26 protein-coding genes, 1 tRNA gene and 3 pseudogenes are annotated in these 25,952 nt (G+C 56.4%); 13 read left to right on the top strand and 17 right to left on the bottom strand.

Features of this window, described 5'->3' with window-relative positions; all coding sequences use genetic code 11:
• Nucleotides 1-59: 59 nt before the first annotated feature.
• Together NY406_RS07015 and NY406_RS07010 are read right to left on the bottom strand one after the other, a co-directional pair.
• Nucleotides 60-470 carry a hypothetical protein gene (locus NY406_RS07015; protein ID WP_260533395.1) on the bottom strand — a complete coding sequence of 137 codons (411 nt, stop codon included), beginning with the start codon at nucleotides 468-470 and terminating at the stop codon, nucleotides 60-62.
• A 184-nt stretch (nucleotides 471-654) separates the two neighbouring features.
• Complete coding sequence (locus NY406_RS07010) at nucleotides 655-885, bottom strand: hypothetical protein (RefSeq protein ID WP_260533393.1); 231 nt, start codon at nucleotides 883-885, stop codon at nucleotides 655-657.
• Between the two features lie 163 nt (nucleotides 886-1,048).
• Between NY406_RS07010 and NY406_RS07005 the strand changes: the two genes are divergently transcribed.
• Together NY406_RS07005 and NY406_RS07000 are read left to right on the top strand one after the other, a co-directional pair.
• On the top strand, nucleotides 1,049-1,339 hold the full coding sequence (locus NY406_RS07005) for a transposase (RefSeq protein ID WP_260533154.1): 291 nt from the start codon (nucleotides 1,049-1,051) through the stop codon (nucleotides 1,337-1,339).
• 23 nt (nucleotides 1,340-1,362) lie between these two features.
• On the top strand, nucleotides 1,363-2,202 hold the full coding sequence (locus NY406_RS07000) for an IS3 family transposase (protein ID WP_260533150.1): 840 nt from the start codon (nucleotides 1,363-1,365) through the stop codon (nucleotides 2,200-2,202).
• A gap of 200 nt (nucleotides 2,203-2,402) precedes the next feature.
• Here the strand turns inward: NY406_RS07000 and NY406_RS06995 are convergent.
• Nucleotides 2,403-2,662: pseudogene (locus NY406_RS06995) on the bottom strand (L-aspartate oxidase); the annotation flags it as partial.
• Nucleotides 2,663-2,738: 76 nt separating this feature from the next.
• Between NY406_RS06995 and NY406_RS06990 the strand changes: the two are divergent.
• Nucleotides 2,739-3,863: pseudogene (locus NY406_RS06990) on the top strand (IS630 family transposase).
• Between the two features lie 13 nt (nucleotides 3,864-3,876).
• On the opposite strand, the gene NY406_RS06985 reads toward NY406_RS06990, so the two are convergent.
• The 6 genes and pseudogenes from NY406_RS06985 to NY406_RS06960 all read right to left on the bottom strand — a co-directional run bounded on the left by NY406_RS06985 (nucleotide 3,877) and on the right by NY406_RS06960 (nucleotide 7,927).
• Nucleotides 3,877-4,086 (bottom strand): hypothetical protein, encoded by a 210-nt coding sequence (locus NY406_RS06985; RefSeq protein WP_260633809.1) that lies wholly within the window; start codon nucleotides 4,084-4,086, stop codon nucleotides 3,877-3,879.
• A 24-nt stretch (nucleotides 4,087-4,110) separates the two neighbouring features.
• A pseudogene (locus NY406_RS11315) lies at nucleotides 4,111-4,194 on the bottom strand (hypothetical protein); the annotation flags it as partial.
• Between the two features lie 63 nt (nucleotides 4,195-4,257).
• Nucleotides 4,258-5,550: an O-acetylhomoserine aminocarboxypropyltransferase/cysteine synthase family protein gene (locus tag NY406_RS06975; protein WP_260533391.1), complete on the bottom strand. Its 1,293-nt coding sequence runs from the start codon at nucleotides 5,548-5,550 to the stop codon at nucleotides 4,258-4,260.
• A 34-nt stretch (nucleotides 5,551-5,584) separates the two neighbouring features.
• A complete protein-coding gene (gene cysK, locus NY406_RS06970; RefSeq protein WP_260533389.1) occupies nucleotides 5,585-6,538 on the bottom strand; it encodes a cysteine synthase A in 954 nt (317 codons plus the stop codon).
• Nucleotides 6,539-6,646: 108 nt separating this feature from the next.
• Nucleotides 6,647-7,333, bottom strand: a complete 687-nt coding sequence (locus NY406_RS06965; RefSeq protein WP_260533387.1) for a response regulator transcription factor — start codon at nucleotides 7,331-7,333, stop codon at nucleotides 6,647-6,649.
• A gap of 135 nt (nucleotides 7,334-7,468) precedes the next feature.
• Complete coding sequence (locus tag NY406_RS06960) at nucleotides 7,469-7,927, bottom strand: DUF4395 domain-containing protein (protein WP_260533385.1); 459 nt, start codon at nucleotides 7,925-7,927, stop codon at nucleotides 7,469-7,471.
• 171 nt (nucleotides 7,928-8,098) lie between these two features.
• Between NY406_RS06960 and NY406_RS06955 the strand changes: the two genes are divergently transcribed.
• On the top strand, nucleotides 8,099-9,235 hold the full coding sequence (locus NY406_RS06955) for a trans-sulfuration enzyme family protein (RefSeq protein WP_260533383.1): 1,137 nt from the start codon (nucleotides 8,099-8,101) through the stop codon (nucleotides 9,233-9,235).
• 177 nt (nucleotides 9,236-9,412) lie between these two features.
• The gene (locus NY406_RS06950; protein ID WP_260533381.1) at nucleotides 9,413-10,159 is read left to right on the top strand and encodes a M48 family metallopeptidase; all 747 of its coding nucleotides are present in this window, start codon (nucleotides 9,413-9,415) and stop codon (nucleotides 10,157-10,159) included.
• A 15-nt stretch (nucleotides 10,160-10,174) separates the two neighbouring features.
• On the opposite strand, the gene NY406_RS06945 is transcribed toward NY406_RS06950, so the two are convergent.
• Complete coding sequence (locus NY406_RS06945; RefSeq protein ID WP_260533379.1) at nucleotides 10,175-10,456, bottom strand: hypothetical protein; 282 nt, start codon at nucleotides 10,454-10,456, stop codon at nucleotides 10,175-10,177.
• A gap of 115 nt (nucleotides 10,457-10,571) precedes the next feature.
• Here NY406_RS06945 and ald point away from each other — a divergent pair, with 115 nt between their 5' ends.
• Nucleotides 10,572-11,675: an alanine dehydrogenase gene (gene ald / locus NY406_RS06940; protein ID WP_260533377.1), complete on the top strand. Its 1,104-nt coding sequence runs from the start codon at nucleotides 10,572-10,574 to the stop codon at nucleotides 11,673-11,675.
• A gap of 42 nt (nucleotides 11,676-11,717) precedes the next feature.
• On the opposite strand, the gene NY406_RS06935 is transcribed toward ald, so the two are convergent.
• From NY406_RS06935 to NY406_RS06925, 3 genes are all read right to left on the bottom strand, one after another.
• Nucleotides 11,718-12,161 (bottom strand): PPC domain-containing DNA-binding protein, encoded by a 444-nt coding sequence (locus NY406_RS06935; RefSeq protein ID WP_260533376.1) that lies wholly within the window; start codon nucleotides 12,159-12,161, stop codon nucleotides 11,718-11,720.
• A gap of 105 nt (nucleotides 12,162-12,266) precedes the next feature.
• Nucleotides 12,267-12,653 (bottom strand): TspO/MBR family protein, encoded by a 387-nt coding sequence (locus NY406_RS06930; protein ID WP_260533375.1) that lies wholly within the window; start codon nucleotides 12,651-12,653, stop codon nucleotides 12,267-12,269.
• Between the two features lie 68 nt (nucleotides 12,654-12,721).
• Complete coding sequence (locus NY406_RS06925) at nucleotides 12,722-13,033, bottom strand: hypothetical protein (protein ID WP_260533374.1); 312 nt, start codon at nucleotides 13,031-13,033, stop codon at nucleotides 12,722-12,724.
• 149 nt (nucleotides 13,034-13,182) lie between these two features.
• Here NY406_RS06925 and NY406_RS06920 point away from each other — a divergent pair, with 149 nt between their 5' ends.
• Nucleotides 13,183-13,437 carry a hypothetical protein gene (locus NY406_RS06920; RefSeq protein WP_260533373.1) on the top strand — a complete coding sequence of 85 codons (255 nt, stop codon included), beginning with the start codon at nucleotides 13,183-13,185 and terminating at the stop codon, nucleotides 13,435-13,437.
• 69 nt (nucleotides 13,438-13,506) lie between these two features.
• On the opposite strand, the gene NY406_RS06915 is transcribed toward NY406_RS06920, so the two are convergent.
• A complete protein-coding gene (locus NY406_RS06915) occupies nucleotides 13,507-15,237 on the bottom strand; it encodes a SulP family inorganic anion transporter (protein ID WP_260533372.1) in 1,731 nt (576 codons plus the stop codon).
• Between the two features lie 386 nt (nucleotides 15,238-15,623).
• On the opposite strand from NY406_RS06915, the gene NY406_RS06910 reads away from it, so the two are divergent.
• On the top strand, nucleotides 15,624-17,435 hold the full coding sequence (locus NY406_RS06910; protein ID WP_260533371.1) for a cation:proton antiporter: 1,812 nt from the start codon (nucleotides 15,624-15,626) through the stop codon (nucleotides 17,433-17,435).
• Between the two features lie 83 nt (nucleotides 17,436-17,518).
• Nucleotides 17,519-18,475 (top strand): alpha/beta fold hydrolase, encoded by a 957-nt coding sequence (locus NY406_RS06905; protein ID WP_260533370.1) that lies wholly within the window; start codon nucleotides 17,519-17,521, stop codon nucleotides 18,473-18,475.
• On the opposite strand, the gene NY406_RS06900 is transcribed toward NY406_RS06905, so the two are convergent.
• A complete protein-coding gene (locus NY406_RS06900; RefSeq protein WP_260533369.1) occupies nucleotides 18,459-19,124 on the bottom strand; it encodes a phosphoribosylanthranilate isomerase in 666 nt (221 codons plus the stop codon). The genes NY406_RS06905 and NY406_RS06900 overlap by 17 nt on opposite strands.
• 156 nt (nucleotides 19,125-19,280) lie before the next feature.
• On the opposite strand from NY406_RS06900, the gene NY406_RS06895 reads away from it, so the two are divergent.
• The 3 genes from NY406_RS06895 (at nucleotide 19,281) to NY406_RS06885 (ending at nucleotide 20,982) form a co-directional block, all read left to right on the top strand.
• Nucleotides 19,281-19,352 (top strand) — tRNA-Gln (locus NY406_RS06895).
• A 126-nt stretch (nucleotides 19,353-19,478) separates the two neighbouring features.
• A complete protein-coding gene (locus NY406_RS06890) occupies nucleotides 19,479-20,369 on the top strand; it encodes a bifunctional methylenetetrahydrofolate dehydrogenase/methenyltetrahydrofolate cyclohydrolase (protein ID WP_260533368.1) in 891 nt (296 codons plus the stop codon).
• On the top strand, nucleotides 20,359-20,982 hold the full coding sequence (locus NY406_RS06885; RefSeq protein ID WP_260533367.1) for a cyclodeaminase/cyclohydrolase family protein: 624 nt from the start codon (nucleotides 20,359-20,361) through the stop codon (nucleotides 20,980-20,982). Before NY406_RS06890 ends, NY406_RS06885 begins: the two co-directional genes overlap by 11 nt.
• 102 nt (nucleotides 20,983-21,084) lie before the next feature.
• Here NY406_RS06885 and ahcY read toward each other — a convergent pair whose 3' ends face one another.
• A complete protein-coding gene (ahcY, locus tag NY406_RS06880; protein WP_260533366.1) occupies nucleotides 21,085-22,500 on the bottom strand; it encodes an adenosylhomocysteinase in 1,416 nt (471 codons plus the stop codon).
• An 83-nt stretch (nucleotides 22,501-22,583) separates the two neighbouring features.
• Nucleotides 22,584-23,798 (bottom strand): methionine adenosyltransferase, encoded by a 1,215-nt coding sequence (gene metK / locus NY406_RS06875; protein ID WP_260533365.1) that lies wholly within the window; start codon nucleotides 23,796-23,798, stop codon nucleotides 22,584-22,586.
• Nucleotides 23,799-24,213: 415 nt separating this feature from the next.
• Here metK and NY406_RS06870 point away from each other — a divergent pair, with 415 nt between their 5' ends.
• Nucleotides 24,214-25,923, top strand: a complete 1,710-nt coding sequence (locus NY406_RS06870) for a metallophosphoesterase family protein (protein ID WP_260533364.1) — start codon at nucleotides 24,214-24,216, stop codon at nucleotides 25,921-25,923.
• Nucleotides 25,924-25,952: the final 29 nt, after the last annotated feature.

Below are 25,952 nucleotides of genomic sequence, written 5' to 3'. Positions count from 1 at the left end.
ATCATATCCTCGCCGTCTGCATAGAAAGCTTTTGAAATCATCAGAATGCAATTCATTCCTCATGGAATCAAATCACGAAGTTGATCGTTGCTCAATCCCATTTTACTGAGTTCGGTAAATTTTTCGATCTTTCTTGCTTTTGCATTGTCAGCGTTAGCTTGCGCCTGGATGACCTCAGCTTTAGCAACATCAAGAGCGGTCTGCATCGCTTGTTTGAAAAGTTCTATGGTTCCCGAATTAAGCTTGTCCGCATTTGCAAGTTCCGACAAACGATAAAGACTTTCACGCAAGAACATTATCGTCGATGTCCGCTTGCCGAGCTGCACGACATTCTCGGCGAGTTCGAGACTTCCTTTTGTGCCTATCTCTTTGTAGTTGATTTTGCCGAGATATTTGTGTGCTATATCAAGCGCAACGTCTGGCGATGGCTTGGACAACATAATCACTTTTCCGCTGTCATTGACAGTCATAAACGCTCATCGTCTCGTGGCATCGTAGTCTATCCAGTATCCTGTGCTCGGTTGTACCTGGTGAATACGGGCAGGAGAAGTAAAAGAGCGGCATCCCGAAATAACAAACAAACCAGCAAGTACTGTCAGAACGTAAAGTTTTTTCATTTTCGCATCCTCCGTTGCTTTGTTGAAATTATGGCTCTCAGAGTTTGCTTCCGGGAATTTCCCAGCCCGTTCGCAGAAATTTGCCTTCTGTGTCGAAGAAAGCTTCATCTTCATTGCGCAGGAGTTCCGATACTGCAGCAAGCTCGGAGGTCGAATCTACAGCAATATCCTCTTCTTCTCCGTCTTCAAGAGAGAACCTTATCTTACCCTTGTTTTCCTGAAATCCCCAAACTATCGCGTAAGCTTTTACTTTTTTCCAGTTTGCCACAGTACTCTCCTTGCTTTGATTTGATGATATTTCACCAGCGATTTGAAGGTATCGCCTTACTATGAAAGCAAACTCATGCTTCTTGTCATGATGATCAAGATGAGATACTCCCCAAAAATAGGACGGCTGGTTAAATTGGATCAACAAAAACCCAGCAGTCACTATGAAACAAACACGCCGCAAGTTTACGCCTGAATTCAAAACAAAGGTCGTCCTGGAAGCCCTCAGTGAACGGCTTCCCATGGCAGAACTCGCCCAGAAGCATGAGCTTCATCCGAACCAGATCACTCAATGGAAACGGGAGTTCCTCGACAAGACCTCCGATGTCTTTTCGAAAGGTGAAAAGGCTAGGAAAACCGAGCAGGATTATCAGCAGGAGAGCGAAGAACTCTACAAAACCATCGGCCAATTGAAGGTTGAGGTCGACTGGCTCAAAAAAAAATTGCAGTCGTAAAATCGCTCTCGGAACGACGCTCCATGGTTGAGAAAGAACATAGCGGTATCAGCATGCAACGCCAGTGCGACCTGCTTTCGATCCACCGATCAGGCCTGTATTATCAGCCGATAAAGACCTCGAAGCTGAATCGTGAGCTCATGCGGCTGATTGATGAGCAGTACCTGCTGAGGCCATACTACGGCGTTTACCGTATGTGGCAATGGCTGAGTATGGACAAAGGCTACAAGATCAACCTCAAACGGGTACGGCGGCTCTATCGCCTTATGGGTCTGGAAGCCATCGGCCCCAAGCCGAACACCTCGAAACCGGCGCCGGGCCATAAGGTCTATCCGTATCTGCTCCGGGGACTTGCGATCAAGCACAGCGACCATGTTTGGGCAACTGATATCACCTATGTGCCGATGGCCCATGGATTCATGTACCTGATGGCCATCATCGACCTGAAAAGCCGCTATGTGCTGAACTGGTCGGTGTCGAATACCATGGATGCCAAATGGTGTGCCGAGGTCTTGCTTGAAGCCGTGCGGTTGCACGGGGCACCCAAGATTCTCAACACCGATCAGGGCAGCCAGTTCACCAGCGAGGTCTTTGCCGAAGCCGTCATCACAGAGTCCAAGTCTGCACTCTCCATGGATGGCAAAGGCCGAGCAATTGACAACGTCTTCATCGAACGGTTATGGCGGAGCGTCAAGTATGAGTACATTTACCTGAACCCACCAGCCGATGGTCTCGAACTCTACAAAGGCCTGAAGCATTGGTTCAACGACTACAACACGGTTCGTCGCCACAAAGCGCTTGATGGTCAGGTTCCGGCAAAAGTCTATTCTGCCAATAAACGACTGATTCCGAAAGCCGCATGAACAAACTTATTTTCTCTCGATAGCTGTCCTATAACTGGGGAGTACCTCAAGACTTGTCGGAGGATGAATTCGGAAGCTTATTTATCATTCATAAAAAGATGGCTTTATTTTGTGTTGGTTCATTCAGAATGACATGTTCTTTCTCAGTCATCTCAATGCAAGAGATTATTTACGGAGCTATAAACCTAACACTTTACCTTCTAAAACGACCGCAGCATTGTGTCCGCAAAATATTGCTTGTCATCTTTCTTCGGGAAGTCGATGGTGTAGTGCTCCCGCGTGATTTCCGGCGCTTTATTGCGCTATGGATGATGAGACTGGCTACTTTGATGATGTTGCGCAGTTCGATGACCTGCTGGGTGATTCTCGTTTTTTTGTAGTAGGCTTCGGTCTCCTCCTTCAAAAAGTCGATGCGGCGTTGTGCGCGGTCGAGGCGCAGGTCACTTCGCACGATGCCGACTAGTGTCGCATCACGCAGAAACAGTCGTATAGAATGATTACCTTCATCTTCATTGATCAACCCAACCATCGTGAAGATGAAGAAGTACAAAGTTACCCTGACCAAAGAAGAGCGTGAAGAGCTTGATGCGATCAGCAGCAAAGGCAAGCAGAAAGCTCAAAACGTCTTGTCAGCCCTGATTTTGCTGGCTTGCGACGAAGGACAGCATCAACACGTGCGCTCAATCAATGAGACCATTGCTCGGGTTTTGAACGTGAGCATGAAAACCATCGATCGGGTCAAAAAGCGATTCGTTGAAGAGGGGCTTGAAGCCGTTATGACTCGCAAACCAACGAGTCGCGTCTTTGCCAAAAAAGTCGATGGCGATCTTGAGGCCAGGCTCATTGCCCTGAGCTGCTCACCGGCCCCGGAAGGTCATGCTCGCTGGACGCTGAGGCTGCTGGCTGATAAAGCCGTCGAGCTGAACTATGTCGAAGAGATTTCCTATGAAACGGTCCGTCGGACGTTAAAAAAACGAACTCAAGCCGTGGAAGCAAGTTGGTTGGGTAATCCCGCCAAAGCAAAGCAGCGAATTTGTCGCTCAAATGGAAACGGTGCTGGATGTGTACAAGCGCCCCTATGATCCGCTCTATCCGGTGGTCTGCATGGACGAGTCGCCCAAGCAACTGATTGGCGAAAGTAGAATTCCCGTTCCTGCCAAACCAGGGCGAGCCGCCCGATATGATTACGAGTACGTCAGGAATGGTACGTGCAATATTTTCATCGCCACCGAACCGTTGATGGGCAAGCGGCTGGTCAAGGTCACCGAAACCCGGAAAAACAGGACTGCTCAAGGTTTCTGGCTGACATCGCGGGCAAGTACACGCACGCTGAAAAGATCACGCTGGTCATGGATAATCTCAACACCCACGTGCCTGGTTCGCTGTACGAGACCTATGCTCCGGAGAAAGCAAAAGCTTGGCTGGATCGATTCGACTTCGTTTACACGCCGAAACACGGGAGCTGGCTGAACATGGCTGAGATTGAGCTTCGAGTGCTGTCAGGTCAGTGCCTGAATCGGCGAATCGAGAAAATTGCCGAAGTGAAGCGCGAAGTCTCCGCATGGCAACGAGAGCGAAACAACAAAGAGGCGACTATCAACTGGCGGTTCACCACGGCAGATTCACGAATCAAGCTCAAACATCTTTATCCGTCATTATAGCGGTGACGTGATACTAGTCGTTCATGATCGCCTGCGTCTCCTTTTTGTTGTGCGCCACAAGAATCCACTCCTCGGGGTTCGACGTGCTGGAGTCGTCCCAATCGGGGACGTCGCGCTCGTGGTGAATCGCGTTCAGCTCCTTCTTGATCTTCTCGCTGGAGCGCCAGACGAAGACCAGCGCTTCGAGCAGCAAGTTGCTCCCCAGGCGGTTCGCGTCGTGCACACAGGTACAGCTAGTCTCGCCGCAGGCGTATAGACGGTCGATTGTGCTAAGTTTTTGGCTGTCCGTCCTGATGCCGCCACAATCCGAATGCAAGTTCGTTTTCCTCATTCCACCAAAAAACAAGAAAACCGGCATTTCCAGCCGGTTTTCCGTCTATCATCCGCTACCAATTCACACCCCCGCCAGTGCGTCATCGAGCGCTGTGATGAGGTCGTCGGAATGCTCCAGGCCTATCGAGAGGCGGATGAGGTCGGAGGACAAGCCGCTGGCGATGCGTTGCTCCTCGGTCATCTGGCTGTGCGAGGTGCTTGCCGGGTGCAGGATCAGGCTCTTGGCGTCGCCGACGTTGGCGAGGTGCGAGAAGAGGTCGATGGTGTCGATGATCTTCACTGCCGCGTCGTAGCCGCCCTTCACGCCGAACACCACCATGCCGCCGAAGCCGTGCTTCAGGTCGCGCGAGGCGAGGGCGTGCGACGGGTCGTCCGCCAAGCCGGGGTAGCGCACCCAGGCAACCTTTGGGTGATTCTTCAGATGCTCGGCCACCTTCAGCGCGTTTTCGCAGTGGCGGATCATTCGCACCGGCAGCGTCTCGATGCCCTGGATGAAGATCCACGAGTTGTCGGGCGAGATCGCCGCGCCGAGGTTCCTGAGCGGCACGGTGCGCACGCGGAGCGCGAAGGTGATTGGCGCGAGCGGCTCCGGCAGGTCGAGCGCCCAGCGCAGGCCGTGGTAGTTGGCATCCGGCTCGGTGAAGAGCGGGTGGCGTCCGGCTTTCCAGTCGAAGCGCCCGGCGTCGGTGATGATGCCGCCAAGCCCCGTGCCGTGGCCGCCGATCCACTTGGTCAGTGAGTTGACGACGATGTCCGCGCCGAGGTCGATAGTGCGCAGCAGGTACGGCGTGGTGAAGGTGGCGTCCACGATGAGCGGCAGGCCGTTGCGGTGCGCCACGTCGGCCACGGCGCGGACGTCGGTGTAGTCGAGCACCGGATTGCCGATGGTTTCGATGAAGACCGCCCGCGTTCTGTCGTCAATCGCCTTTTCGAAGTTCGCCGGATCGGACGGATCGACGAACTTCACCGTGATGCCGAGCTTTGGCAGAATGGCGTCGAACTGTGTGTAGGTGCCGCCGTAGAGGTTGTTGGCCGACACGATGTTGTCGCCCGCTTCGGCCAGCGTGATGATGGCATAGAAGATCGCCGAGGTGCCGGAGGCGACGGCGACCGACGCCGCGCCCCCTTCGAGTTGCGTGATGCGCTGTTCGAGCACGTCGGTGGTGGGGTTCATCAGGCGCGTGTAGATGTTGCCCAACTCCTTCAGCGCGAAGAGGTTCGCTGCGTGTTCGGTGTTTTTGAAGAGGTACGAGCTGGTGCGATAGACCGGCACGGCGCGCGACAGGGTCGGGTCGATGGTTTGCCCGGCGTGCAGGGCGAGGGTTTCGGGACGGTACTGTTTCGGATTTGCCATTGTGTTCAGTGATGTTGATGTCAAAAAAAGTTTCTCAGATGGTGACTGGTTCGTTCTCGAACTGGTAGAGCAGCGTCGAGAGGTAGCGCTCGCCGGTGTCGGGCAGGATGACGACGATGCGCTTGCCCGCGTTTTCCGGCCTTTTGGCCAGTTGCAGCGCCACCCATGCCGCCGCGCCGGAGGAGATGCCGACGACGAGCCCCTCGGTTCTGGCGAGCGTCTGGCCGGTGCGGAATGCATCTTCGTTGCTCACCGTCACGACCTCGTCGATTACGCCCGTGTTCAGGATGTCGGGGATGAAGCCCGCGCCGATGCCCTGAATCTTGTGCGGGCCGGGCTTGCCGCCGGAGATGACTGGCGAGTCCGCCGGTTCAACCGCCACGATCCTGATCGCCGGACTGCGCTCCTTGAGCACCTCGCCCACGCCGGTGATCGTGCCGCCGGTGCCGATGCCTGCTACGAAGATGTCCACTTGGCCATCGGTGTCTCTCCAGATCTCCTCGGCGGTTGTTCTGCGGTGAATCTCCGGGTTGGCCGGATTTGTGAACTGCTGCGGCACGAAGGAGTTCGGGGTGCTCTCCTTCAGTTCGGCAGCCTTGCGGATCGCGCCGCCCATCCCTTCCGGGCCGGGAGTCAGCACCAGCTCCGCGCCCAGCGCCCTGAGCAGGTTTCGGCGCTCGACGCTCATCGTCTCCGGCATGGTCAGGATCAGCCGGTAGCCCCGCGCAGCGGCGATATAGGCGAGCGCGATGCCGGTGTTGCCGCTGGTCGGCTCGATGATGACCGTATCGGCATTGATCAGTCCGGCCTTTTCGGCAGCTTCGATCATCGCGAAACCGATGCGATCCTTGACGCTGCCGCCGGGATTGAAGTATTCGAGCTTGGCGATGACGCTGCCGACGGCGTGGTTTTCAGTTCCGAAGTTTTCCAGTTCCAGAAGCGGCGTATTGCCGATCAGGTCGGTGAGTTTTTTCGCGATGCGTGCCATGGCGCAAGTGGTTTGATGACCGATATTTGATCGTCTTCAAAATCGTTAAGATGACCTGGACATGAAATCCCGTTGAAGCGGTATTTTTCATACCGTAAAAAGGGGAGGTCAGATGTGGTATTCGATGTTGTCGATCAGCCCGGCCTTGATGGCGAGCAGCATCATCTCCTGACTGCTCGACACGCCGAGCTTGCGGAAGATGTTCTTGCGGTGCGTCATCACCGTGTGGAAGCTGACATGCTTTTTGGCCGCGATCTCTTTGGTGGAGAGGCCAGACGAGATCAGCCGCACGATATCGATTTCGGAGGTGGTGAGCAGGCAGGCATCCTGCGCGGGTCGATCCTGATGGAGCAGGATGTCGAGTACGCTGCTGGTGTAGGCTTTTTTCTTTTTCAGCGCCGATGAAACCCCCTGGAGCAGCTCCGACCGGTCATCGGTCTTGAGCGCGATGTTTTTGATTCCCGCCTGGTTCAACTCTCGAATCTGCATCTGGTTCATCGAATTGCTCAGTACGAGCACCGGGATTTCCGGTTTTCCGGCAATGATTTCCTTCAGGTCGTTGATTGATCGGTAGTCGAACAGGATGTAGTCTGTGATGATCAGCGATACTTCACAGCTCTTGAGTTTTCCAATCAGCTCGTGCCTCGATTCCGCCATCTCTACCGTGTATCCTTTCTCCAGAAGCAACGCGGTCAGAGCAGCGGTTGTCAGGTACTGGCTGTCCGCGATGAGAATCGTGCCATGATCCCTGTTCGACGACGGTTCTGCTGACTGAACTGCGGAGGGGCGAGGCATAGAGTGATTTCAGAATGGGATTTTCGGAACAGCTGGGTAGATGCAAAAAATATGTTGAATCTGAAGTCTTTGGCGATGACCCGGCAGCTTAGGGCTTTGCCGGGTCATGCGTTCGTAATCTCAATGCTCGCCCTGTTATGCCTCCGCGCCGGCGGCTTTTTTGCCGAACAGTTTGTAGCGCTGCATGTTGAACTGGAAGTAGAGGTAGCAGCCGAAGCAGAAGCCGCAGAGGGCTACGAGCGCGGCGAGGGCGACCATGCCGGAGATGAGCCAGCCGGCCTGCGTTGCGCCGAAGAGGAACGCGAGCTGCGCCGCGCCGAGCATGATGACGGCGATGGAGTTGTTGAAGCGCATCAGGAGGGGGCTTTCGGTCTCCGCGTTCTGGTTCAGCTTTCTGAGAAGTCGTGAACCGGTAAAGTAGATGAGGCTCGCTTTCTGGCCCCAAAGCACTGCCGGAAGTACGATCAGGAAGAGTGCTGTCGTGAAGAGCGGCTGCTGGAGGATGTAACCGAGCACGATGCCGGAAAGGAGGACGCTTCGGTTCAGGGTGACGATGGGCATCGGAATTCCATTGCTGGCTGGGTGCGCTGACATGGGTATCAAGTGTTTTTGTTTCTGGAGTAGCGTTTTAACCATAAGTGTCAAATGCCGTATTTTTATTTTGAAATTAACAATCGTTAATTAAATTTCCAAATGCTTGCTGTTTTCATGGACGCCGAGTTGCAGCGAGACGTCAATCGATAATCATCAGGAAAAATCCTCTTTATGAGTTTTCAGACCGACACCATCCATGCTGGAGTGGCTCCGGACAAGGCCTATGGCGCTATCATGACGCCGATCTACCAGAGTTCGACCTTTGTTTTCGAAGACATCGGCAAGCATCGTGGCTTCGATTACACGCGAAGCGGCAACCCGACCCGAAAAGCACTCGAAGACAGCCTCGCTGCCCTCGAAGGGTGCTCCGGCGCGGTTGCCGTGACGACCGGCATGGCGGCGATTGCAACCGTGATGCACCTGTTTGCTGCCGGGGACGAGATTATTTGCACCGATGACTGCTACGGCGGCACGGCGAGACTGCTCAGTACTTTCGCCGAGCATTTCAATGTTTGTGTTCATTTCATCAATCTCCGGAACATTGAGGACATCGGCGGTTATGTCAATGAAAAGACACGAGCAATCTGGATCGAAACGCCCTCAAATCCGCTTCTGAACCTTGTCGATATTGCCGCCGTGACAGCCTTCGCGAAAGAGCGGGGATTGCTGTCGATCGTTGACAACACGTTTTTGTCGCCCTATCTCCAGCAGCCGTTCAAACTCGGGGCGGATGTCGTCGTTCATTCGACAACGAAGTATCTCAACGGCCATTCCGACGTGGTCGGTGGCGCGATTCTCTCCAACGATCCTGATCTCGATCAGAAGCTGAAGTTCCTCGTCAATGCGCTCGGCACCTGCGCGCAGCCGTTTGATTGCTGGTTGGTGCTGCGCGGCATCAAGACGCTCGTGCCGCGCATGAAGGAGCACGAGCGCAATGCGCGGATCATCGCGGAGTTTCTCGACAGCCATCCGAAGGTGAAGCGCGTCTTCTATCCAGGCCTTGAAAGCCATCCACAGCACGATCTTGCAAAGCGCCAGCAGCGGGGCTTTGGCGGTATGGTGTCGTTTGAGCTGGAAGGCGGGCAGGCAGAGGTCGAGCAGGTGCTGCGCGGCACGCGGATTTTCGCGCTGGCCGAAAGTCTCGGCGGTGTCGAGTCGCTCATCGAGCATCCGGCGACCATGAGCCACGCTTCGATGGGCAGCGAACACCGGCTGGTGGCGGGAATCACCGACTCGGTGATTCGCCTCTCGGTCGGCATCGAAGATCCGGAGGATCTCGTCGCCGACCTTCGCCAGGCGCTCGCCTGAATCATTCCCGGATATCCCGTTCCATCCCACTCCTGTGCAACGCAGAAATTTCCGGTTTTTTCTTCCTGACAGGTTCAGGAGGAGGGCCGGTCGGAGGGGGATATCCGCTTTTTTTATTCGCACTCGCTGGCTATACTTCATGACTATCTCCGGAACATTCATCGCATCCCGGCCAGCATGTCCACTCTCTTATTCCGAGGCAATTCGTCCGGCATTAATTATACCGTCAGGGTCAGTCGAAGGGCGCGGTATGCCCGCCTGAAAATGTCGCCTGAAGAGGGGTTGACGGTAGTCGTGCCGGTCGGGTTCGACAAAAAAAAGGTGCCTTCGCTGGTTGAGAGCAAGATGGCGTGGATCCTGAAGGTGCGACGAACCTTCGACAAGCATCGGTCAGCCGAATCCGGGAAGGCTGATGTGGCGCTGCCCGAAGTGATCGAGCTTGCCGGGATCGGTGAGTCGTGGCGGGTCAGATATCGCAGCGAGCCACGTCAGCGCATCACGATCACAGAAAAGGGCGAAGGCGAGCTGGAGGTTTCCGGTCCGGTCAGTGAGCAAGCCATGTGCTTTGCGGCGCTTGAACAGTGGCTGAAACATCGCGCGAAGCTGAAGCTCGGATCGCAGCTCATGAGGCTTGCGTCGATCAACGGCTTCAAGGTTTCGGGGGTTTCAGTGAGAAAGCAGAAGAGCCGGTGGGGGAGTTGCTCGTCACGGGGCAACATCAATCTCAATCTGAAACTGATTTTCCTGCCGCCGCTGCTGGTGCGCTACATCATGATCCACGAGCTGTGCCATACGCTTCACATGAATCACTCCGCCCGCTATTGGGAGACGGTTGCGCGGTTCGATCCGGACTGGAAGGAGCATGACGGCGAGATGAAGCACGCATGGCACTTCGTGCCCGCGTGGTTTTCCGTCGCTCGCTGACGGCCGGACGTGGCTTCAGCGCTCTTCGAAGCGCTGGTTCGGCATCGATTTGATGCCCGAAAAGATGAGCGATGCGGCCAGCAGAATCACCCCCCAGACGCCCGAAATCAGGGTTGTAACCAAACCCGGCAGCAGGCCGAATTGCCAGATGGTCGCGATGCAGAGCGCGAGCCAGAACGCCACGATGGCGATGGCTTTTCCTTTGGCAATCGAACGCATCAGGGCCGGGATCGATGCGATGCACAGGCATCCCGCCGTCAGGAGCCAGTATGCAGGTTCGTGCAGAATAGTCATCATTCGGGATTTCGTGCAGGATTCTTTCATGCCGCATCTTCACTTGCCACTGTTCCTGAAAACAGGCTGAAACAGTACATTGAAAAGAGAGGCGGATAACCCTAATCATTTTTCTGCCATGAATATAGGAATTCCAAGGGAAATCAAGACCCGCGAGACCAGGGTGGCCTGCACTCCCGCGGGCGTGCGGCAGCTCGTCGGTGCGGGGCATCGCGTGGTTGTCGAGTGCGGTGCGGGCGAGTTGAGCGGCTTCAGCGACGAGAAGTACCGGCTGGCCGGGGCGGTGCTCGCTTCCTCGACTGAGGAGGTCTGGAAGAGTGAGCTGGTCGTCAAGGTGAAAGAGCCGCTGGCGGAGGAGTACCGCTTTTTCCGGAAAGATCTGATCATCTTCACCTATTTGCACCTCGCCGGTGTGCCGGGTCTTGCCAAAGCGCTTGTGGATTCAGGCGTTACCGCGATCGGTTATGAGACCGTCGAGGTCGGCGGGCGTTTGCCGCTGCTGGCGCCGATGAGCGAGGTCGCTGGAAAGATGAGTGTGCTCATGGGCGGCTACTACCTCTCAAAACACAACGGTGGCGAGGGGAAACTGCTCTGCGGTGTGCCAGGCGTGCTGCCCGGCAGGGTGCTGGTGCTTGGCGGCGGCGTCGCCGGGATGAGCGCCGCGCGGATTGCTGCGGGACTCGGCGCGGAGGTGACGGTCATGGAGACCAACCACGACCGGATGCGTGAGCTGGAAACCCAGCTTCCCGCCGAAGTGCATACGATCTACTCGAACGAACAGCATCTCGAAGAGCTGTTACCGGGAACCGACCTGTTGATCGGCGCGGTGCTGCTCCCCGGCGCGACTGCGCCGAAGCTCGTTACGCGCGGCATGGTTCAGTCAATGAAGCAGGGGGCGGTGATCGTTGATATCGCTATCGATCAGGGTGGTTGCGTCGAGACCTCGCGCCCGACCTCGCACCTCGATCCGGTCTTCATCGACCATGGAGTCGTGCACTATTGCGTAACCAATATGCCGGCTGCCTATCCCGCAACCTCCACCGAAGCGCTGACCGGCGTGACACTGCCCTACGTCCGGCGGCTCGCCGATCTCGGGTTGGAGAGCGCAATGGTGGTGATGCCCGGTCTCGCGGGGGGGCTGAATGTCTACAACGGCGCCATTACGCAGAAAGCCGTGGCCGATTCAGTTGGATTGCCCTGTCAAGAGAATCCGTTCGCTTGAGGGTGTAGTGGTGACTCTGCAAGTTCTTTCAGATTTTTTCACTCACGGCACCAGCAGTTTGAAGCCGGTGGCTTTGTCGGGCAGGCGGCGGGCTTTCGAACCGAGCAGCTCGACGAGGATGACCTCCATGACATGCCACACCTTGACGCCGTTACGCACGCAGCCGGTGACGGTGTTTTCCTCACGGCCGCACGCCATGTGCAGGTGAACGACCGGTGCGCCGGTGTCGTCGGGGAAAAGGGTTCCTGTGCCGACAACTTCATGCGCGTCGTACAGTTCGTGCACCATCGGATTGACCGGTAACGCCCTGCTCTCCTCCGGGCCGACGACCAGCCGGCTCTCCTTGTCCGCTCCGCCAACCACGTTCAGGTAAGCCCGCTCGATTCCCTTTTCCTTTGCAAATCGCTCGATCTCTTCGTGAAAGATGTCGCCATCTTCAAGCCTGATGATGAACACTCGTCCCTGTGTTGCTTCGGAGTATTTCATGGTCTGTAAGTTCCGGAAATTGAGCCTGTTCCTGTCGGTTTTTTGTAAGGTAGCGATTCGGCTGTATCCGGCAATGATGCCGCAATGGTTTTAACTCGGCTCCTGTTACGGATTGAGACGCCAGATGCTCCAGTTCAGGTAGGTCGCGAGCAGGCACCAGCAGCAGTAAGGGATGAGCAAAGCTGCTGCCAGAGGGCTTGTCAGGAAAAAGAGCCCGATGATGATGACCAGTGTCACATCCATGAACAGCAGGTCGATGAGGGCGGCAAGGATTTTCTTTTTGCCGAAAAAGATCGACGTCCACGAAAATCCTGCGGCGAAGTGTACTGCCAGCAGCGGAAGCGCTACGCTGAAAAATGGCTTAACCGGTGTGCGGAAATAGATGATAAGCGCGATGGCGATGAGTAAGTACAGGATCGACCATACCGGCCAGAACAGCCCTTTCGGTGGTGTCAGTTTCGGTTTGACCAGCCCGTCATACCAGCTCTGCATGTTTCATTCCTCCTTTTTCTGGAATAATTTCATGCAGTCACAAATGGTTCCGATGCGTGAAGTTGCCGTCAGGGATTGAAGGTGATTTGCAGGCTGTCGCCTTCGGCTTCCGTCATGGAGTAAGTCCCTTTTCTGCGGATGACCAGCCCCTTTTGAATCCCTTCGGGAATCATGCGTCCGGTGACGGCGTCAGCCTCGGCAGTATCGCACTCGGTGTTGAAGAACAGGTCGAGCGCGTTGGGATCGGTGGCGTCGAACTGTAGCAGGAAGTCGTTGTGATTGATGAAGACCAGGTCTTCATAGGCGTAGGTGACTTCGTGGCCGAGTGCTTCGATCATTGCCATGACCTCGCCCAGCGGGCGTAACGGAGTTTGTTCCATGTTTATCGGACGGTTGGATTACGGTTGCTTCCTGTCTCTTCTTCTAACGCGAAAAAGTTTGTTTTATTTAATAAATAAGATATAGCTTAAATGTAGTCTAAAAAAATAAGTCGATTATTTGCAATAATGTATGAAAAAAAGGGGGCTTTATGGCCGGAAGTGCATTGCAGACATGGGAGAAGGTGCTTGAATACGCATCGGTGCCTTTGCACGGAACCATGTCGCGGAAAATTAGGAAAGGGGTCAAGCTGCAGATCAACGAGGGAGCGGTCTATGAAAATGCCGTACTGTTCATCAGCGACCTGTTTCTGCGGGTGACCGAGGAGTCTGCGGACACTTCGGTTAACACCTATTACAGCATCGATTCGATCGCGAGCATCCGAACCTACAGCACCAAGGAGTAAAGATTTGAGCGATTTTTCTAAGTTGCTATTTATAAATGACTTATAGGTGCTTTGATGCCTATAAGTCATTTATAAAATGATGCTGCCCGCCTTATTTTTCTTTTCCCTTTCAACACTTGCGACAAAGCCTTCAGGTCTTCCCTGCGCGGGCAAACCGAGCATTTTCCGGGCGTGGTCGAGGGCGTCATCGATGTTCCCGAAGATGTTCTCCTCGCCGATTTCATCCGCGAGACCGTATTGCTGCATTGCAAAGAGCGGCTGGGCGTGAACGCCGGAGAGAATGAGCTTTGTGCCGGATTTGCGGCAATCCTTTACCAGCTCCCGCAGCATGTTCAGGCCGGTGGCATCGATGCTCATCACTTTGCGCATCCTGAGAATCCGGATCGACGGGGCCTTGCCGACTACGTGCATGGCATCCTTGAACTTCGAGGCTGCGCCGAAGAAGAATGGGCCGCTGATTTCGAAAACATCTACCCCATCAGGGATGCTCCGGGTGACGATGGCGTTCGGGTCATCCTCGTCCTCGGCATCTTTCAGCTCGCTGGTGATGACACCGACGTTGCTCATGCTGGCCATGCGCTTCATAAAGAGGATGACCGAGAGCAGCATTCCCACCTCGATGGCGATGGTGAGGTCGAAAATCACCGTCAGGCCGAAGGTGGTGAGCAGCACGGCCACGTCGCTTTTCGGGCTTTTCAGCAACTGCCGGAAGACGTGGTGCTCACTCATGTTCCAGGCGACGACAATCAGAATCGCCGCCAGCGTGGGCATCGGAATAAGCTTGGCCCACGAGCCGAAGAGGAGCATGATCGCCAAGAGCGTGAGGGCGTGAACGATGCCTGCGATTGGCGTACGGCCGCCGTTCTTGACGTTGGTCGCCGTGCGGGCAATCGCGCCGGTGACGGGAATGCCGCCAAAGAGCGGCGAAACGATATTGGCCACGCCCTCGGCGACCAGCTCCATGTTCGACTTGTGCCGTGCACCGATCATGCCGTCGGCTACCACCGCCGAGAGCAACGCCTCGATCGCGCCGAGCATCGCGATGGTGGTGGCGGGCATGATGAGGTGGCGGATGGTCGCTATGTCGAGCGACGGAAAGCTCGGCGCGGGAATCGAGGCCGAAATGTCGCCGAAGCGCGTTTCGATGGTATCGACCGGGAGATGCAGCATCCGCACGGCCAGCGTGGTGACGATGAGGGCGATCAGCGGGCCGGGAATTTTCCGCGAGATTCTCGGCCAGAAGATGATGATCATCAGCGCCGCCGCGCCGACCATGATCGTTTCCGGGCTGGCCGTCGGCAGGGCTTTGAAGTAGGCGGCCCACTTTTCGATGAAGTCGGCGGGTACGCTGGCCATTTGCAGGCCGAGGAAATCCTTGACCTCGCTCGAAAAGATGATGATGGCAATGCCGCTGGTGAAGCCGACAATGACCGGGTAGGGGATGAACTTGATGAGCGAGCCGAGCTGCGAAAAGCCCATGATGAGGAGGATCACGCCCGCCATGATGGTGGCGATCATGAGGCCGTTGACGCCGTATTGCTGGACGATGCCGTAGAGAATGACGATGAAGGCTCCGGTCGGACCGCCGATCTGGACGCGGCTGCCGCCGAGCAAGGAGATCAAAAACCCGCCGACTACGGCGCTGATGAGGCCCTTTTCGGGCGAGACGCCAGAGGCGATAGCGAAGGCGATGGCAAGCGGCAGGGCCACGATGCCGACGAGAATTCCGGACACGATGTCACGGCCGAGCTGCTCTCTGGTCAGCTCGGGAAGAACGGTGAAGAGCTTTGGTTTGAACATTTGCAGGAAATGGTCTGATGTGAAGGAACGGCAGTGCTCTGCAACCGGCGGTCGGCAAATCGATGCATCCGCATGAACGGGTAATGCCCGGAAGGTCTCGACTCTCCGGGTGCGTTCTGGTATGCTGTCGGTCGCCTGTCTCACTCTCTCCGGCAAGGTTTCACCGGGGCGGCGCAGGAACTGTCAACTCATGTACAATGTATGGTTTTCAATGGATTATCAATGGCCACGCCAAAAATTTCAGAGGCATTTGCGCTTTTTCTCTGGCTATTTTACTCTTACACTATAGTGGGTTCTCAAAAAAACACCCTGCCGGGCTGCGGGGTGCGCGTAACGATTTGCCATGATTCTCTTCTCTGTTTTATCGGTTCTGAACAAGGTGTTTCATGCATCAGTATGAATTTCTCGGGCAACTGGTCCTGATCGGGACTCTCGCCATCGTCAACATTCTCGTGCTCCAGAAGATCCGGATTCCTCCGGTGATCGGTCTGATTTTTACCGGCGTCATGCTCGGACCGACCGGGTTTCATGTCATCAGGGACAGCGGTCTGATTTCGACGCTTGCCGAGATGGGCGTTGTGCTGCTCCTGTTTACCATCGGGCTGGAGTTTTCGGTCGATGATCTGAAGAAACTCCGGAAGATCGTCGTGTTTGGGGGAACGGCGCAGATTGTTCTGACCGGTCTGGTCGTTGCCCTTCTGTCATACTGGCTGATGGATGCGATCGGCAAGGTGATCGGCAGCAAGGAGGCGCTTGTGCTCGGCTTTTCGTTTTCGGTGAGCAGTACAGCTCTGTGCCTGAAAATTCTTTCTGACCGGGGTGAACTTGGTTTCGATCATGGCAGGATCGCCCTTGGCATTCTGATCTTTCAGGACATGGCCATCGTGCCGTTGATGTTCGGATTCAGTTTCCTGACCAGAGGGACCGTTATGTCACTCGAATCGTCGTTCGAGGAGATCGCGCTCGTGCTGCTCTTTGCCATCGGCATGTTCGGCGGATTTCGGCTTTTGATGCCCCAAGCCGTCAGGGTGATCACCGAGCTGCACGCGGGTGAGGTGCTGGTGCTTGGCGCCCTGGTGCTCTGCTTCGGTGCGGCGTGGCTCGCCTCGCTGATCGGCCTTTCGCTCGCGCTTGGTGCGTTTATGGCCGGGATGGTGATTGCCAGCACCGACGGAAGCCACCGCATCAGCCGCACCATCGATCCCTTCCGTGAGGCGATGACCAGCATCTTTTTCGTCTCGGTCGGTCTGTTGCTCGACGTGAACATGATCGAGTTGCCTTGGCTCATCGCTATCGCCCTCGTGGTGCTGCTGGTTAAAGGGTTGATCATGACCGGCATTTCGATGGCACTTGGCTTTTCGTTGCGGGTCAGCCTCATGTCGGGCATGGTGCTGGCCCAGATTGGCGAGTTCTCCTTCGTGCTTGCCGGTACGGCCAAAAGCGCAGGCCTGCTCGACCAGCACATGTTTCAGTCGATGCTTGCCATCATCGTTGTGACCATGATTGTCACTCCGGCGCTGATTTCCGCCGCGCCGAAATTTGCTGCCCAGGTCGCGCCAGCGCTCGGCTTTATGCCACTCGCATCCAAACCAGAGCCGAAACAGCCTGTGCGCGCCGCTGCCGGGCCTATCGCGTGCAAGGGTGAAATTCACGCCGCCATTATCGGATTCGGCCTGATCGGCAGGAATATCGCCGCCGTGATGAATGCCACGAACCTGGCCTATACGGTGCTCGATACCGACCGCAAGACCGTCAAGACGATGCGCCGCCAGGGCGAGCCGCTTTTCTACGGTGACTGCACGGAGCGCAAGTCACTGTTGCGTATTGGCGTCGATCACTCCCGCGCCGTGGTGATCTGCATTCCGGAAATTGATGCTGCCGTGCAGTGTATCCGTCTGGTGCGGGAGATCAATCCCGGAGCCTTCATTATTGTGCGTTCCCGTTCACTCGAATCGACGAACCGCTTTTACCGCGCCGGTGCAGACGCTGCCGTGACCGAGCTGTTCGAGACCTCGATCCAGATGTTCTCCGAACTGCTCAAGCATTTCAGGGTCGAGCCTGAAACGATTCTCGCCCAACAGGAGATCATCAGGCGCGAGGGCGGCAACATTTTCCGTGAACTGTTCACTGAAACGGATGGCTCCGGCAACGATCCGGCTAAAAAAATCTCAAAATGGCGCGGGCTTCGTCACGTCTGAAACATGATGGCAAAATAGCGTGCAATCGTGATTTTTACATACAGTTGACGGTACTCTTCCTCTGAACTTCATTTTGAAAAGTCATGGATAACGTACCGGAACCATCGTCTGAAAAATTCAGAGCTTATCGCCAGAAGCTTCTCGATCAGCTCGAAACTTCGAGCCAGGGCGAACGGCACCGGGCTCAATACGAGCTGGAGCTGATGCGCAACAGCCATTTCGTCAAAGCGGGCGGCCTGCTGCATCACTATCACGATTCGGGGCCGGAAAATCCGCGCGGTACCGTGCTGCTCATCCACGGCTGGGATTGCTGGTGGATGTGGTGGCATCGCATCATTCGGGAGCTGAACGCGGCGGGATACAGGACGGTCGCCTACGACATGAAGGGGCACGGGTGGTCGGAAAACGATCCGGAGAACCGTTATCAGATCGCTGATTTTGTGCGTGACCTCGACGGGCTGATCCGGGCGATCGGGTTGAAAGATTTGCATATCGCGGCATTTTCGTTCGGACCGTTCGTGGCGCTCGACTATGTCAACAAGTACCCGAACAGCGTCCGGTCAATGGTGTTTTTCAACTTCGGTTATCTTCCGAACAGCGAATTCATTTCGAAAGCCGCGCCTGCCACGATCACTTTCATCTTCAACATCATGATGCGGAAGCTCACCTGGTGGCTTCCCGCCTACATCTTCGCCCGCCTCGTGCTTTCGCGGAATTCGGTCATGATGCACGACATCAAGGTCGGCTTCGAGAGCCTCGGATTCTGTGCATCAGAGGCCATCGAGCAGACTACCAGGCAGATTACCGATATGCACACGACGACAATGCTTCCCGATATGGTTCGTTCAGTCAGCTTGCCGATCCATTTTGTGGCGGGTGACGGCGATGTCATCATGACACCCGAAAATACCCGGAAACTTCAGGAAATGGCCGTTTCAGGGACTTTTGAATGTGTGCCTGATTGCGGCCATCTCATCACGCTGGAGCTTCCACAAACTGCTGCGGAGATTGTGCTTCAGCACATCAGCAGCAATTCGTGAGCGAGCGGTCGGCCTTGCGCACCGCTTCGACGAACTGCTTGATCTTCAGTGCATCCTTGATGCCGGGCGCCGACTCGACGCCGCTGGCCGTATCGACGCCCCAAGGCCTTACCAGCATCACGGCGTCGCCGACGTTCCCCGGCTTCAATCCGCCCGCAAGCAGCGCCCAGCTGAAATCACGAGTTTCTTCAAACAGTGACACGGCAGTCTGTGCCTTGATGCTCTCACCGGTTCCTCCGGCCATTACCGGGCTGTAGGCGTCGAACAGAAAGCTCCGGCATCCTGTTGCATCGGCGAACTCCCGCACCTGCGAAACCTCGAACCCCGGACTTGGCCGGAAGACCCGGATCACCCGCACGCCTTCGATCCGCAACGTCTTATCAGCGTCGTACTCGTCCGAATGGAGCTGCGCCGCCTGAAGGTTGCAGAAGCGGCAGAGATCGGCGACCTCTTCGGGCGACTGCTCGACGAAGACCCCCACGGCGCTGACGAGCGGCGGCAGCCGGGCGACGATGGCGCGGGCGGCGTCGGCATCGATGCGGCGCGGGCTGCTCCGGCTGAAGTTGAAGCCGAGCGCGTCCGCGCCCCAGAGCGAGGCTTCGAGGGCGTCTTCGGGGCGGGTGATGCCGCAGATCTTGATTTTCGTCATGGGCGAGGCTGATGGTTCGTTCATGAAAGTGAAAGTTTCACTACGAAGGTAAAAAAGCCTGCTCTCTTTTTCACGCTTCATCCCGGCTTCATTTTGTGTTTTAAGCTATTTATCCGTATAATTGAAGCCGTTTTCAGAACGATCTTCCCCGAACGATGGGGCGTCGCCAAGTGGTAAGGCATCGGCCTTTGGAGCCGACATCCGCAGGTTCGAATCCTGCCGCCCCAGCAAAGAGCCGGACTCCGTAACATTCCATCCGGCAAGAGCATAGCCCGCCATTTCCTTGAAATTCCATTCCCGGTACTCGTGCCCTGTCAGAACATCGGTGAACAGAACCGGCATTACTATTGAACCATGAAAGTGCTTGAACCGAACCCTGTCGCCGCCTCGTTTCGTGACGCCGTTCGCCGGCAGATCAGCGAGGAGCAGCTCACGATCAACATTGTTGGTATTCTCGCCTCCGACGATCCCGCCTCGATCACTTACGCTGACTATACCCGCGTCGGATGCGAAGATGTAGGTATTCATTTCGACCTCAGGAAGTGCGAGCCGGAATCGGTGAGAGCCGTTCTTGAAGAGGCTAACCGGAATAGCGCTGTCCACGGCATTTTCGTTTACTACCCGATCTGGGGCGACGAGCGCGATGCGGAGCTGAGGGATCTGATTTCGCCACACAAGGATGTCGAGGGGCTGTCGCCGCACTGGATCGAAAAGCTTTACGCCAACGAGCGTTTCGACGATGTGGGTGGCAAGTTCAAGGCGATTCTGCCCTGCACGCCGCTGGCAATCATCAAGCTGCTTGAAGCGACCGATGCGTATCAACCCTACGGTTTGCCTTTCGCTGGTCAGCAGATCACCATTTTCAACCGCTCGGAGGTGGTCGGAAGGCCGCTCGCCTATATGCTTTCGAATGATGGCGCGCGCGTTTACTCCTTCGATATCAACGGCGGCTTTGTCGTCGATGTCAACAGCTCCGATCACGAATCGCGCCCCGTCACGCGCGAAGAGGCGCTCAGCCAGTCGGACATCGTTATCACCGGCGTGCCGTCGCAGCACTTCGAGAAGGTTCGTGCAGAGGAGCTGAAGCCGGGCGTGATCTGCCTGAACTTCTCCTACATTCAGAACTTCGAGCAGGAGGCCAAAGAGGCCGCCTCGCTCTACATTCCGAGGGTCGGCCCCATGACGGTGGCCATGTGTATGCGCAACGCCCTGCAACTTTATCGAAACTACCACCATGAAGTCTGACGGCACGCTCGGCTGGAGCGCAATCTCCACCTATCTCGACAGTCTCGCCAGTGCTGACCCCACTCCCGGTGGCGGCGCTGCGGCGGCAGTCACGGCAGCGCAGGGCGTCGCCTTGCTTTCGATGGTCTGCAACCTGACCATTGGCAAGAAGAAGTTTGCCGACGTGGCGGATGAAGTCCACTCGATTCTCGAAAAGTGCGAAACCGCTCGCCGCCAGATGCTTAACCTCGGCGACCGCGACATGGAGGTGTTCGGCACCATCATGGAGGTTTATAAGATGCCGAAATCGACGCCGGAGGAGGCTGAAGCCCGCCGTGCGGCGATCCAGCTTGCGCTCAAGGCAAGCTCGGAGGCACCGTTCGAACTCTTCAAGCGCTGCCTCGCCATGCTGCCCCTTGCTGACCGCCTTGAACAGATCGGTAATCCCTCCGTTCTGAGCGATGTTATTGTTGGCCGCTACCTGCTGGTCGCCGGGTTGATGAGCGCAATGGCGAACGTCGAGGTCAACCTCGCCAGCATCGACGATGCCGAATTCTGCAAAGCGAAGCGCGAAGTGATGCTCCCGGCCATCGGAAACCTCGGAATGAGCTGGCGGGGGCTGGCTGGCGTTTAATTGGATCTGATTGATTTGTCTGATCTTGTCCGATTTTTAAACAAAAAAGCAGCCTTTGCGGGGCTGCTTTTTTTGTGCAATGATCTTCCGGAAAACCGGGGATCAGTAACGGTAGTGTTCCGGCTTGTAGGGACCTTCGACCGGGACGCTGATGTAGTCGGCCTGCTCTTTGGTGAGCGTGGTCAGCTTGACGCCAATCTGCTCCAGGTGCAGGCGAGCCACCTCTTCGTCGAGCTTTTTGGGCAGGCGATAGACGTCAACCTTGTAGTCGTTCTGCCAGAGTTCGATCTGGGCGAGCGTCTGGTTGGTGAAGGAGTTGCTCATCACGAACGACGGATGGCCGGTGGCGCAGCCGAGGTTCACCAGGCGGCCTTCGGCGAGCAGGTAGATGCAGTTACCGTTTTCAAAAACGTACTTGTCAACCTGCGGCTTGATGTTGATCCTGGTTGCGCCCTTGAAGTTGTTGAGCGCATCGACCTGAATCTCGTTGTCGAAGTGGCCGATGTTGCAGACAATTGCCTCGTCTCTCATCTGCTTGATGTGGTCGAGGGTGATGACATCCTTGTTGCCGGTGGTGGTGACGAAGATGTTGCCCTCTTTGACAGCCTCTTCCATCGTGGTGACTTCAAAGCCCTCCATGGCAGCCTGCAGTGCGCAGATCGGGTCAATCTCGGTGACGATCACGCGAGCGCCATAGGTGCGCATCGAGTGGGCGCAGCCTTTGCCCACGTCGCCGTAGCCGAGCACGACGACCACTTTACCAGCGATCATGACGTCCGTGGCGCGCTTGATGCCGTCGGCGAGCGATTCGCGGCAGCCGTAGAGGTTGTCGAACTTCGACTTGGTGACCGAGTCGTTGACGTTGATGGCTGGGAAGAGCAGCTCGCCCTTCTCCATCATCTGGTACAGGCGATGCACGCCGGTGGTGGTCTCCTCGGAGACGCCCTTCATGCCGGCGGCAACCTTGTGCCAGCGCTGGTTGTCTTCAGCGAAGACCTCTTTAAGCTGGGTGAAGAGCGCTTTCTCTTCGGCGTTGCCCGGGGTTTTGTCGAGCATCGACGGATCGTTCTCGATCTTGTAGCCGAGGTGGATCATCAGGGTTGCGTCGCCGCCGTCATCGACGATGAGGTTCGGGCCGAGGCCGCCTTCGAACTCGAGAATCTGGCGGGTGCACCACCAGTACTCGTCGAGGGTCTCACCCTTCCAGGCGAACACCGGAACACCGGCTGCTGCGATGGCTGCTGCGGCGTGATCCTGCGTCGAGAAGATGTTGCAGCTCGCCCAGCGCACGTCCGCGCCGAGTTCGACGAGCGTCTCGATCAGGACGGCGGTCTGGATGGTCATGTGCAGGGACCCGGCAATGCGGGCACCCGCGAGCGGTTTCTGGCCTTGGTATTTCTTGCGCGTAGCCATCAGGCCCGGCATCTCTTTTTCAGCGATTTCGATCTCTTTGCGGCCCCATTCGGCAAGCGAAATATCGGCCACCTTGTAGTCGAGCACTGCTGCTTCTGTTGTCATGATGTCAGCGTGTTTTCAGTTTTTTCAGAATAAGGGGAAGCCTCCGGGACACATGTCCGCAGAGGCTTTCAGAGGGTTTTGGATCAGAGGCCCAGAGCGGCTTTCAGCTCAGCGACCTTTTCGGTCTTTTCCCACGGAAACTGTTCGCGACCGAAGTGGCCGTAGGCTGCCGTATCGCGGTAGCACCAGCCGTGCGGACGGTCGAGGTTGAAGCGGCGGATGATGGCCAGCGGGCGGAGATCGAAGATTGCCTCAGCTTTCTCCTGGATCTCTGCGTCGGAGAGGCCGTGCTTGCTGGTGCCGTGGGTGTTGATGTAGATCGAGACCGGACGGGCCACGCCGATGGCGTAGGAGACCTGCACGGTGCACTTGTCGGCCAGACCTGCGGCAACGATGTTCTTGGCCACGTGGCGGGCTGCGTAAGCCGCGCTGCGGTCAACCTTCGACGGGTCTTTGCCGCTGAATGCGCCACCGCCGTGCGGAGCCGCGCCGCCATAGGTGTCAACGATGATCTTGCGGCCGGTCAGACCGGTGTCGCCGTGAGGACCGCCGATTTCAAAGCGGCCGGTCGGGTTGATGTGGAACTTGGTGTTCTCGTCGATCAGCTCGGCAGGGATCACCTTCTTGATGACGTTTTCGATGATGTCGTTCTTGATGACGGCCTGGAACTCGGCTTCGCTCATGCCTGCCGGTTCGGGATCGTGCTGCGTCGAGACGACCACGGCGTCAACGCGGAGCACGTTGTCGTTTCCGTCGTATTCGAGCGTCACCTGGCTCTTGGCGTCGGGGCGGAGGTAGGTCATGATTTTGCCCTCCTTGCGGATTTCGGCAAGCTTTCTGACCAGCTCCTGCGCGTACTGGATGGCGGCAGGCATCAGCTCGGGGGTTTCGGTGCAGGCATAGCCGAACATCATACCCTGGTCGCCAGCGCCAACGCGGTCGAACTCGTCCTGGATCTCTTCCTTGCGGTCAACGCCGCGGTTGATGTCGGGCGACTGCGAGTGCAGGGCCGAGAGGATGCCGCAAGAGTTGGCTTCAAACATGTATTCACCCTTGGTGTAACCGATGTCGGTGATAACCTTGCGGGCGATGGTCTGGACATCGACGATGCCTTTGGTGGTCACTTCGCCGCCGACGATCACCTGGCCGGTGGTGACGAAGGTTTCGCAGGCAACGCGGGAGTTGGGGTCTTGCTTGATGAACTCATCCAGCACGGCGTCGGAGATCTGATCGGCTACCTTGTCCGGATGGCCTTCTGAAACTGATTCCGAGGTAAAGTAATACCTTGAATGTGACATAGTTTCCTTTTCGGTTTTTTGTTAATCGAACGACAAGAACGGCAGGGGTCCGGCGGGTTTGCCAAGAGGGAATTCTCGTGAAGGTGAATGTCTTTGGGGACAGACGGGACACGGGAAGCCTTCCGGCAAGCTCCGGGGACGAAATCCCGCGAGAGAGCTTTTGGCACCGTGTCCATAGGTAATGGGGATGCCTGAAAATCAACGATAAATGTACGAATTCGAAATTTGCCATGCAAGTTCAATGTGGCGGGCTAGGTGAATTCTTCTGTGTCAGGAACCGGTGGACGATGTGGATAAAGAGGGGTAAATAGTTAGCATGAAGTTCACAATACTGAGTGGCAATGGATGGCGGCAATGGTTTATTTTCTCGGGTGATCAAGGTGTTTTGCAGAAAAACCTTACCAAATAATCTGTGATGAGCATTGGTAGCTTGTTCAGGAAAACCAGCACCGTTTTTGCGCTGTTCGTGCTGCTCCAGCTCCCGACAGCGGCATGGGCCAAAGCGTGGAAGTTCGGGGTGATGGGGGATACGCAGTGGACAGCGGCCGATCCTTCGGGGCAGAATCCGCACACCGTGCCGGTTTCGATCATCCAGCAGGTGAACCGGCAGTTCATCGATGCTGGCGTGAAGTTTGTCATCGAGGTCGGCGATCTGAGCGACGACGGCAGGGATATTTCCGAGGAGCAGCGGGTCGCGGCTGCTCAACCGCTGATCGATGCAGGCATCGGGTTTTTTGCTTTCCGGGGCAATCATGAGGCAAAAAGCTCAGAGAGCGGATACGGAGCGCCTGGTTTCCGGAAGCGCTATCCTCAGACTCGCGGCGGCGGTTTCAGAAAAGGGAATGGCGACTTCTTTACCGTCGGCTCCAATTTCAGCAGCCCTGTTATAGTCAGCCGCGATCTCGACGGGCTGAGCTACTCGTTCGATTGCGGCGAGGGCGAGGAGAGGGCGCGTTTCGTCATCATCGACAACTGGCCGTTACCGAATCGACTGGTCGCCAATTCGACGCACTCCCCCTCCGGCTACACCATCGCTGACCAGCAGCCGTGGATCAGCGCCCGGCTCGACAGGCGTAAGCGGAAAGCGCCGCACGCTTTCGTGCTGTCGCACCAGCCGCTGATTGGCGAGAGCCACCAGGATACGGTTTTTAGCGGCTTCGCCAATGAGCATCCGGAATGGCAGAACCGGTTTTTCGAGAGTTTGCAACGCAACGGTGTCCAGCTTTTCATCTGCGGCCATGACCACATCCACCAGCGCTCGCTCATTACAAGTCCCGACGGCAAATCGAAGGTCGAACAACTCATCGCGCAATCGAACAGCAGCAAGTTCTACACGCCGAAATCCCTTGACGACCCCAACTGGTTCGGTCAGAAAAACCGCGAGATTTCGATTTCGCAGGAGCACCAGACGGTCGGCTACTACATATTTACCATCAATGGTCCGAGCGTGACGGTCGATTACTGGGCCGACGACCAAGGTCACTGGCAATCCGACGCCAACTATCCGCAAGGCGTTGGCCGTCCGGACACCGGCGTGACGCCGCAGTTCCGTTTTGTCAAAAAGGAGAGCTGGAGCTACAGTCTTAACGGCAGGCGATTCCTTATCCCGCAGGGGGCGGGCTACTCGGTGGTGCGGAATCGGTTCAACGGTTGCGAAGCGTGGATTCTCGATGGTGTCAACACAAGCGCGTCGAGAGATGCCAGCCTAGACACCGGCGGCAAGGGGCGAGCGCTGACCAAGGTGGTCAACACCGGCTGGATTGCTGCCAAACCGTCCAGGCATAGTGGCAACAATCCGGCAAGCGCTGTTTTTCAACTTAGCGGACTTGGCGAGTTGGGCAGCGATCACGCCGATAAGTATGTACTGTCGATGAGCTATGACCCGGCAAAGGTTCGTCAAAAAACCATTGCCGGCGGCGGGTTCGGTCTTGTGACGCAAGACACTGCCGGGCGGTGGCTCAACGCGGTCGATGCCAATATCGGCGGTTCCGCAACCTTCATCGACGGACCGTGGAAGCGGGGTTACGCACTCGGTTCGTACGGTGTCGACCGCAAGCATCACCGTGCCTGGGCGGTACTGAACCACGAGGGTGCTTTTGCCGTTGCGAATTTTTCTGCACATTGAGGCTCAAGCCCTCGCGCCGTCAATTCAAG

The sequence above is a fragment of the Chlorobaculum sp. MV4-Y genome, assembly GCF_025244685.1.
Taxonomy (GTDB): Bacteria; Bacteroidota; Chlorobiia; order Chlorobiales; family Chlorobiaceae; genus Chlorobaculum.
The sequence above is the reverse complement of the archived record's forward strand: the minus strand, read 5'-3'. Positions and strand labels throughout refer to the sequence as shown.